Here is an 8,924-nt window from a genome sequence, read left to right as displayed (position 1 = left end):
CCACTCCAATCAACAGGTTTTCAATAACTGATCTGTGACCTGTACCTTTGTCGACAAGCTGAGCCGGGTTAAATAAACTCGGCTTTTTCTCTTAGGAAGGTGGAGCATTCGTCACTTATTGTCATCATTCCGGAATTTACTTTAAGTATAAAGAAAGATGGACTTTGGAAAAATGGAGGTGAATATGAAGGAGTGATAGAATGGGAGAACAGGAACTTGAAGATATGTTTGATTGGGCCGGCTTATCCGTTGTTTATGAAAGACATGCTTATAAATTGTGGCTCAGCGGGCTTGAGGAAAGTATAGATGCTGAACTTTTAGATAACTTTTCAAATGCTTATTCTTGTGAAAGTGACGAAGCAATGTATTATGACGAGTTTCTTTTTCACTTGAAAATTTTTAAAGGAATTTGTAAAAATAATGAATTGCCACCGCGATATTGGTGAGGCAGTATACAACAATAGAAAATGATTGATGCAGGAGGGGAGTGGGACCGTGGAACCTATTGGTGATCATCTACGCGAGAATTTGGATGTCATTTTTGTGGGGTTTAACCCCAGTATCCGTTCGTCAGAAACCGGCCATCATTATGCAAACCCAAATAACAGGTTTTGGAGGATTCTTTTTGAATCAGGCATTACACCTAGAAAATACGATACAACCGAAGATTATCAGCTGCTTGATTTAGGTTTCGGAATGACAAATATTGTGGCAAGACCAACTAAAGCTGCGGATGAAATAACAAAAGAAGAATATCTCCAGGGAAAGCAGGAGCTTAAGCATAAAATAGAAACATACCATCCAAAAATCGTTTGTTTTGTCGGCAAGGGTGTTTATCAGCAATACAGCGGCAAGAAAGAACTGCCTTGGGGAAGGCAGGAAGAATCAGTTGTCCCTGGAACGATTGATTATGTTGCCCCTTCGTCAAGCGGGCTTGTCAGAATGAAGATGGATGAAGTTGTGGGTATTTATAAAGGGATACCAGAGCTTCTCGGAAAATTGAAGCAATGAAAAGGCAATCCTGTTGTATGAGGGTTGCCTTTTAAATTTGTATCGAAAGCCTGATCATATCCCGACATTGGATTCCGTTTTCTAAGATGGGTTCCGGATAATTGCGGAGGAAAAAGTCCTGGTCAATCCCGATAATCCGAAAGCCGTTTTTTTGATATAGCGCTAGCTGACTAATACTTGAATTGCCGGTACCAATCTCCACAGTTTTAAAGCCATCTACCTTGGCAGCTTCAATGCCATGCTTGATCAGCTTGCTACCAATGCCTTTCCCCTGCATGTATTCTGATACGGCTATGTTCATTATTTCAACTATATCTTTCGACTTTGGAAACAGAACTATTATCCCTACATTAGAATTGTCCAATTCTGCAACATAGCAAAAGCTGCCTTTTAAATAAGATGACACCATTTCTACAGAAGGATCAGCCAGAAGAAGCAAATCCCAGGGTGGCTGTTCATCTTTTCTAAGCGATCTAATGACCATATTATTCTTTCACCCTTTTCAGCATAATCCGGAAAATCATCGCAAATAAAAGGTAGCCGATGATGCCACCTACTGTATTTAGGATGATATCATCAACATCAAAGCTGCCTACCCTGGTCACAAACTGCAGGACTTCGACTGAAGATGTCGCTAAAAAGACAGCTCCTACCGTTTTCCAGAAGCCATTAAACCTTCTAAAGAGCAAAGGAAGGAAGAACCCCATAGGAAGAAATGCAAGCACATTGCCAAAAAGGTTAGATATCCAGATATCCTGGTTGATATGAGAGGATGCTTTGATATAGTTGCTGATTGTTTTGAAAGGAATGATATTATATGGATGTGTTCCTGAAGTATTGATTTCGTAGGCAGCCTGCCTGTATGGGCTGAAAAACAACAGTGCAGCTGCAATGATAATGTACAGAACAAATAGAGCATAAGCAATCGCGATCGCCCACTTTTTGTTTTTAAAATCTAATTGATTTAGCATATACCCTCCTTGATGGTTCTCTAATAGTTAATTCTCATTCTACCAGACTTTAAAACATTAGAATTTGCGTAATAAAATTTTCTTTTTATAAAAACTTTTTATCTAAATTGTGAGTTTAACAGGTGAAATAGAGTGAAGTTAAGCACCGATAATGGGTTGAGGAAAGGGATAAATGGTAATTGAAAGAACCTTTAGGCTTTGAGTAAGGATTATTGCTGCATTAAGAGGAAACATAGAAATATAGGAAAAACCTTACCGACCAGGTAAGGTTTTGTTCATTGTATATGTATACCTGCATAGCAGGGCCCCTGCCGTCCGTACAGTGGTTAAGTGTCCCGCAACAAGCGAATGTCCGGCAGAGGCAATTATATTTTAACACAAAACCGGACCAAAAATACATTTTTAATGTTTGAGGGTACATGACTTTCATTTTTATTTAGAAAAGTGTTATGATAACAGTGATTTTAACATAAGGAGATGATTTTCATGGCTAAAAAAGGATACATAGAGATGCAAAATGGTGAGAAAATCGAATTTGAACTATACCCAAATGAGGCTCCTGGAACAGTTGCAAACTTTGAAAAGCTTGCAAACGAAGGCTTTTACAACGGTTTGACTTTCCACCGTGTTATTCCAGGTTTCGTCAGTCAAGGTGGCTGCCCAACTGGAACAGGCACAGGTGGTCCAGGCTACACAATCAAGTGTGAAACGCAAGGCAACCCACATACACATGTACCAGGCTCGCTTTCAATGGCGCATGCAGGAAAAGATACAGGCGGCAGCCAGTTCTTTATCGTTCATGAATCACAACCACATTTAAATGGTGTTCACACTGTTTTTGGCAAGGTTACTTCAGGTCTGGAAGCTGCAAAGGCTATGCGCAATGGCGATGTAATGGAAAAGGTTGTTGTAACTGAAGAATAGGAAATGATGGAAGAGCCCTTGTGGCTCTTTTTTTTGTACTTTTCTACCCATTGTGTCGAACGTATGCTCTTGTTACAATAGGAATGTACTGAGTAGTATAAAAAATGTTCTATTGTGAAGTCTAATATTGAATGAATTTGACTATACTATCTAATTTATATAAAATTATATCAATTAGTCTAATTATTTTAATGTTAGGTGGAATGGCCATGCAGCCAGCTTCAATCTTTATTATGGATATATCCAAATCTTCTTCTGCTGAGCTTGGGGAGAAACTTAGCGTTTATTTAAGTGATATCGAGGAATGGATTAATAAGTGGTTTCAGGGTTATGGACATATTCAGGTCCGTCACCGTTCCGGCGATGAGCTTATATTCCTCGCAGAGGGTTATGCCACTGCCTTTGTAACCGCGTTCTTCATTAGTCGTCTATGGAAGTTTGAGAACAATAAGCCGTATTTTGGACTGGCTTTTGGCAGCATCGATAAAAATATAGAGGAAATCGATATTGAAAAGTGGATTCATCCACTAGTGAAACAAGCAAGGCTGGCAAATGATTTCTTAAAAAAGCAAAAGGTAAGAGAAACATTTCATTTTGACTTGAACGGAAACATGCATGAGTATGAGCTAGTAACGTTGCTAAATGGCATGCTAAAACTGCAGAATGCTCTAAGCCAGCAGCAAACAGATGTCCAGCGGCTGGTTTGTTCCCTGTACTTGGTATATGAAAAGCAAAATGCGATCGCAGAGTTGCTTGAAAGATCAGCGCCTACTATATATAGTCACTTTAAAAAGGGCCATAGCGAACTCGTGCTTGGCAGTTATCGTGAAATTTCCAGTGTATTGGTTTCGCTTCAGGCAAAGGAGTTTAGGGATTCGACTGGGTGTAATCCGGAATTACTCGAAGAAAATATCAGAAACCATGTAAAGGGTCCGTTGAAAGATGTATTTAATTTATAGGCTGTAACTGCAGAAAGGGGTCGGCATGCTTTTATTAAGTTTAATCATTGCGCATTTATTAGCGGATTTTTACCTGCAGACAGATCACATGGTGCAGGACAAACTCAAGAATATTAAAAAGCATCTGTTTCATCATTTAATTGTAAATGCTGTCGTTCTGTTTTTAGCCTGGTATTTGCAAAGGCAGGAGTTAGACCCTTTATTAGCGATCATTTGGCCAGTGCTTTTTATTACAGGTACACATTTTTTAATTGATCTGTTTAAGATTAAGCTTGTCGATCAATATACCAACAGTGAAAACTTAAGTAAATTATGGTTTTTTGTCATTGACCAGGTATTGCATTTGTTGATGATTTTAATAGCTTTGCAGTTATTTTATAAGACCTCGCTAGTTTCTGTACTTGATAGACTTTCAGAACTCCTCCTGGGAGAAGGAGGCGAGATCGGTGAACTAAACACAATACTGTTCCTTGCGATCATCTTGATATTAGGAACAACTGTGAGCGGACATGTCATCAGAATTTTACTCGGATCCTTGCCAGGACAGCTTTTAACTTTTGAGGGTAAATATACGTTTAAAAATGACCTGAAGGAAACGGATTACCCTAAAAACAGCAATGGAGATAGAGGGCTGTCAGAGCAATACAGTTATATGATCTTCAACAAGCACGATTTATCCCGGGGGAAGCTGATCGGTTATATAGAACGCCTGCTCGTCATCTTGCTTACATACTATGGTTCTTACCCGGCAATTGCATTCATCGTGACAGCCAAATCAATTGCACGTTTCAAGCAGATGGATGACCGCGACTGGGCTGAATATTTTTTGCTGGGAACATTAACATCGATGTTTCTGGGAATTTTATTTGGAATCCTTTTAAGAGAAGTACTAAATTAGTTAAATTGAATGGCAGCCATTTTGGTATGCCATTTTTAGATTTTAATGGGTAAAGGGTATATGTGGATTGAAAAATGGAGTGATTAACGATGAATCTTGTTCTCTTCAACAAAGATATACGGATGTTTGATCATCAGCCATTGGCCGAAGCAGCCAAGATCGGGGAGGTTTTGCCTTTATACGTGGTTGAACCTTCATTCTGGAGTGAAACTGGACTTTCTGCCCGCCATTTTCAATTTGTCTTAGAAAGCCTGGAAGAGTTGAGCTTGCAAATCCAGGAAAGAGGAGGGCAGTTATTTTTTGCAATTGGTGAAATAGAGGCTGTGTTACAGGAGCTGCTGAAAGAATATGAATCGCTCACTTTATATGTTCATAAAGAAACAATATTAAAACGCAGCATCGGAAAATGGTTAGATAAAAATAGCCAGAAAATGTTTACCTATGGCCCGGAATATGAAAATGTTTCAGATAAGGGATTTAAAAGCCGATGGGCTGCGAGTCTTAAGGAACCTGTCATAGATCCTCCAAAAAAGATACAGATACCAGCAAAAATACCTGAGCTCCTTTTTACTGATTTTAAAAAGCTCCGAAACTTTAAGATGAAGGGCAGCAATATTCGTTTTGGTCAGCAGGGTGGTGAAATAAAAGCACTAGAAACGCTGGAATCATTTCTGGAGAACAGATTCGTGAATTATATCATCAATCACGACAAACCTCTTCCATCATCCTTTTCATCTAGCAGGCTCTCGGCTTATTTAACATGGGGAAATATATCTGAGCGGGTGATTTTTCAAAAGACAAATGAACGGCTGCAAACATGCAGTGATGGAGAACAGCGCCAGCTTGAAGAGTTTTTATCAAAGCTATACCTACGGGCAAAAATTATCCATCTTGCGAAAGAATATCCAGTCAATGCTGAAATGAGTGCTCTCAGGAAAACATGGAAGGAAGAATGGTATCAGCGCTGGGCAGATGGAAAAACAGGAATACCGATAATTGATGCAGCGATGAGGAGCCTCCATAAAACCGGCTGGCTAAATTTCAATTTAAGGGGAATGGTCATTTCTTTTATCTGTAATACACTGCTGCTCGACTGCAAAAAACCTTCCATGGCTTTGGGTGAGTTGTTTTTGGATTTTGAGCCGGCGATTCACAACTATTATGTAGAAAAGCAGGCTGGTTTGTCTGGAAAGCAAAAAGTGAAATGGATAAACCCCATCAAAATTGGAAAACAACACGATCCGGACGGGGCATTCATTCGAAGATATGTTCCTGAATTAAGCAAGGTCCCTGTTGAATTCATACATGAGCCGTGGTTATACCCGGGCTTTTACAAGCTAGGGTATCCAACACCAATGGTGGATGTTATAAAAATGAACAAACATGCCAAGCTCCAGTATGAGAAGGATATAAACAAAGAAAATGCTGTCCATTCATCAAAAAAGGATGGAGATACAGAACAGCTTACCTTTGATTTATAATTCCCCTCTTGTAAATTACTACGATGCTTGAATATTAGTTTCTATGAAATACTCCATTTATGTGGCAATAACATAGATGGAAAATTAAAATGATGCCTTTGTTTCTTCGATTTCTATGCTACTCTCCTTGCGATATGTAAATGACACCCCGATGAGTGTGACCAGACCGCCGAACACTGTCAACATTGTCGGTGCTTCACCCAGCCATACCCAGGCAATGATGAATGAAGCAGCAGGTGTTAAATACAATGAGCTTGCTGCTTCGGAAGCTCCTGATTTAGCTGTAATGTAAGCTAAAGCGAAATATGCGAACACTGTAGGGAATAATCCAAGGTATATGGCGCTTGCCGTTGCCTCGGCAGGAGCCTCTGCCAGTTGTGCCCCCAAACCTGGTGCGTAAACTAGCATGAGAATAGTCGCAGCTCAAATAGTATAGGCTGTGAAAGGCAACGCCCCGTATTTAATTAAGAATTTTTTTTGGAAAACAAAATAAAGCGATTCGGATAGTGATGCTATCAATATCAAAATGACACCTAAACCGAGCTCAACCCCACCGCCTGAGCCCAGGGAAATAAGGAGGATCCCTGCTATGCTGATGAAAGCCCCTAGCCAGTACCTCTTGCCGGTTCGCTCCTTAAAAAAATCCTTCCTAATAAAGCAATAAAGACTGGTGATGTAGAAATGAGCAGGCTTGCTGCTCCTGCACTGACTGACTGTTCACCAATATTAAGAGCAGTCTGATAGACCGCAAATCCAAGGAATCCAAATGAAAAAATAACAGGCAAATCTTTTAGTTCGGGCAGTTTCATCTTCGTTTTTCCGGCATAAATCACAAGGGCAAGGGAACCAATCAGAAGCCTGAGCAACGACAAATGTTCTGGTGAATATCCTTCAAGTCCGTGCCGTATTCCGGAGAATGCCGATCCCCATAATATTATAATAAGCGCATGTGCAGCCATAATTTTTATGTTCAAGCGACATCACCTCAAAAAAACCATCCAATTTAAGCCTCTAGCAGCTTATGTCTTTCAAATATAAACGGGTATTGGTAAAATGTATCCAACCACTAAAGAAGTTTCAAAACCAACCAATTTTTAAAAAATGAACGGAGCCTTTTGATGAAAGCACCAAAATATCAGGTGATAATCAACTATATAAAAGACCAAATAACAAATGGAACCTGGCCAATTGGAAGCAGGCTTCCCAGCCAACGCGAACTTGCTAAGCGATTTGGGGTAAACAGAAGCACAGTAGTTACGGCGCTTGATGAACTTACTGCTGAAGGGTTGGTTGAGGGGAAGCTTGGGGTAGGAACAGTAGTCGTAAACAATACCTGGACACTAATGCGTTCAAATGCCCCTGTGAACTGGAACGAACAGGTCCAGCTTGGCACCCATCAGGCAAGCTTAGCCACTGTCCAAGCTATTAATCTTGCCGAATCTGATGAGAATATGATTCAGCTGAGTAAGGGAGAGCTTTCAAAAGATCTGTTTCCGCTTGAAGAAATGAAGGAAGTGATCTCGAAGGTTGGCAGGGAACTTATGCCTTTCGGCTATGAAGATCCAAAAGGAAATCCCGCTCTTAGGGAAGCGATAAGCAATTACCTGAAACCAAAAGGTATCGAAGCGCCGCCATCCTCCATTCTTGTTGTATCAGGAGCATTGCAGGCACTGCACCTCATATCAATAGGCTTATTGCAGAGGGAATCAACTGTATTTCTCGAAAATCCTTCTTATATCTATTCATTGTCTACCTTCCAATCTGCTGGCATGAAACTGCAAGGAATCCCGATGGATCAGGAAGGAGTATTGCCTCATTTAATTGAAGCAACGAGGGATCACAGGAAATCGGTTCTATACTGCCATCCGACTTTCCATAATCCGACCGGTGCTTTAATGGGCGAAACTAGGAGGAAGGAACTGCTTCAGATGGCGGAAAGGGCTCAGCTCCCTATTATTGAGGATGATGTATATGGTGATTTATGGCTGGATTCACCGCCCCCTCCGCCAATCAAGTCATATGACAAACACGGAAATGTCTTATATCTCGGAAGTCTGTCAAAGAGTCTTAATCCGGGTTTAAGGATTGGATGGATTGCAGGGCCTCAGGGAGTTATTGACAGGCTGGCTGACCTGAAGATGCAAACGGATTACGGCTCAAGTTCCCTTTCGCAAAGAGTTGCTGCAGAATGGTTATCAAGCGGAAAATACGAACAGCATTTATTAATCGTGAGAAAGCAATTAAGGGAGCGGAGAGATGAGGTACTTACTGCCCTCGAAACTCATTTAGGACGATACGCGGAATGGGAGGCACCTAAAGGCGGCTTCTTCATCTGGGTGAAAATGAATCCTGAAATACCGTTAACAGACTTATACAGAAAAGCTTTTGCCAATGGGGTGCTGATTAATCCAGGAAGAATCTATGCCGCACAGAAGCTCCTGCATTTCAGGCTGTCATTCGCAAATGCTCCTGTGGCTGATATCGTGAAAGGAATCGCGATATTAGAATCCATTATCAAAGACTGCTAAAATAGAAGGGGTCAGTCGAGACTTGTAGATAAGTATGATTCAAGGTAAGAGAAAAAAATGAAATTTCAAGGTTTCATAAATAGATGAATAAAGCTAGGGTTGATATAGAATCATTTATCTATTTAATACTTTAGCTCTGTTAACGCCCAATG

At 40.5% G+C, this 8,924-nt stretch carries 9 protein-coding genes and 1 pseudogene; 7 read left to right on the top strand and 3 right to left on the bottom strand.

Translation table 11 applies throughout. The features are described from left to right. The first annotated feature begins 200 nt into the window (after positions 1-200). Together V7654_RS14050 and V7654_RS14045 are read left to right on the top strand one after the other, a co-directional pair. Positions 201-446, top strand: a complete 246-nt coding sequence (locus tag V7654_RS14050; protein ID WP_335431061.1) for a hypothetical protein — start codon at positions 201-203, stop codon at positions 444-446. 49 nt (positions 447-495) lie between these two features. Continuing rightward, entirely contained in the window at positions 496-1,011 is a 516-nt protein-coding gene (locus V7654_RS14045) for a mismatch-specific DNA-glycosylase (RefSeq protein ID WP_335431059.1), read from the top strand. A gap of 31 nt (positions 1,012-1,042) precedes the next feature. Here the strand turns inward: V7654_RS14045 and V7654_RS14040 are convergent, their stop codons facing one another. Both V7654_RS14040 and V7654_RS14035 read right to left on the bottom strand, forming a co-directional pair. Beyond that, positions 1,043-1,495, bottom strand: coding sequence for a GNAT family N-acetyltransferase (locus V7654_RS14040; RefSeq protein ID WP_335431057.1), 453 nt, complete (start codon positions 1,493-1,495; stop codon positions 1,043-1,045). Between the two features lies 1 nt (position 1,496). Continuing rightward, on the bottom strand, positions 1,497-1,982 hold the full coding sequence (locus V7654_RS14035; protein ID WP_335431055.1) for a VanZ family protein: 486 nt from the start codon (positions 1,980-1,982) through the stop codon (positions 1,497-1,499). A 486-nt stretch (positions 1,983-2,468) separates the two neighbouring features. On the opposite strand from V7654_RS14035, the gene V7654_RS14030 reads away from it, so the two are divergent. From V7654_RS14030 to V7654_RS14015, 4 genes are all read left to right on the top strand, one after another. Beyond that, the gene (locus V7654_RS14030; RefSeq protein WP_335431053.1) at positions 2,469-2,906 is read left to right on the top strand and encodes a peptidylprolyl isomerase; all 438 of its coding nucleotides are present in this window, start codon (positions 2,469-2,471) and stop codon (positions 2,904-2,906) included. Between the two features lie 209 nt (positions 2,907-3,115). After that, entirely contained in the window at positions 3,116-3,865 is a 750-nt protein-coding gene (locus V7654_RS14025) for a hypothetical protein (RefSeq protein ID WP_335431051.1), read from the top strand. A gap of 25 nt (positions 3,866-3,890) precedes the next feature. Continuing rightward, complete coding sequence (locus tag V7654_RS14020; protein ID WP_335431049.1) at positions 3,891-4,763, top strand: DUF3307 domain-containing protein; 873 nt, start codon at positions 3,891-3,893, stop codon at positions 4,761-4,763. An 89-nt stretch (positions 4,764-4,852) separates the two neighbouring features. Beyond that, positions 4,853-6,244 carry an FAD-binding domain-containing protein gene (locus V7654_RS14015; protein WP_335431047.1) on the top strand — a complete coding sequence of 464 codons (1,392 nt, stop codon included), beginning with the start codon at positions 4,853-4,855 and terminating at the stop codon, positions 6,242-6,244. Between the two features lie 84 nt (positions 6,245-6,328). On the opposite strand, the pseudogene V7654_RS23940 reads toward V7654_RS14015, so the two are convergent. Continuing rightward, positions 6,329-7,203: pseudogene (locus V7654_RS23940) on the bottom strand (DMT family transporter). A gap of 159 nt (positions 7,204-7,362) precedes the next feature. Between V7654_RS23940 and V7654_RS14000 the strand changes: the two are divergent. Next, positions 7,363-8,772, top strand: a complete 1,410-nt coding sequence (locus V7654_RS14000) for a PLP-dependent aminotransferase family protein (RefSeq protein WP_335431044.1) — start codon at positions 7,363-7,365, stop codon at positions 8,770-8,772. Positions 8,773-8,924: the final 152 nt, after the last annotated feature.

Source organism: Bacillus sp. JJ1609, from assembly GCF_036967045.1.
Lineage (GTDB): Bacteria > Bacillota > Bacilli > Bacillales > Cytobacillaceae > Mesobacillus.
This window is presented reverse-complemented; position numbering and strand designations above follow the sequence as displayed.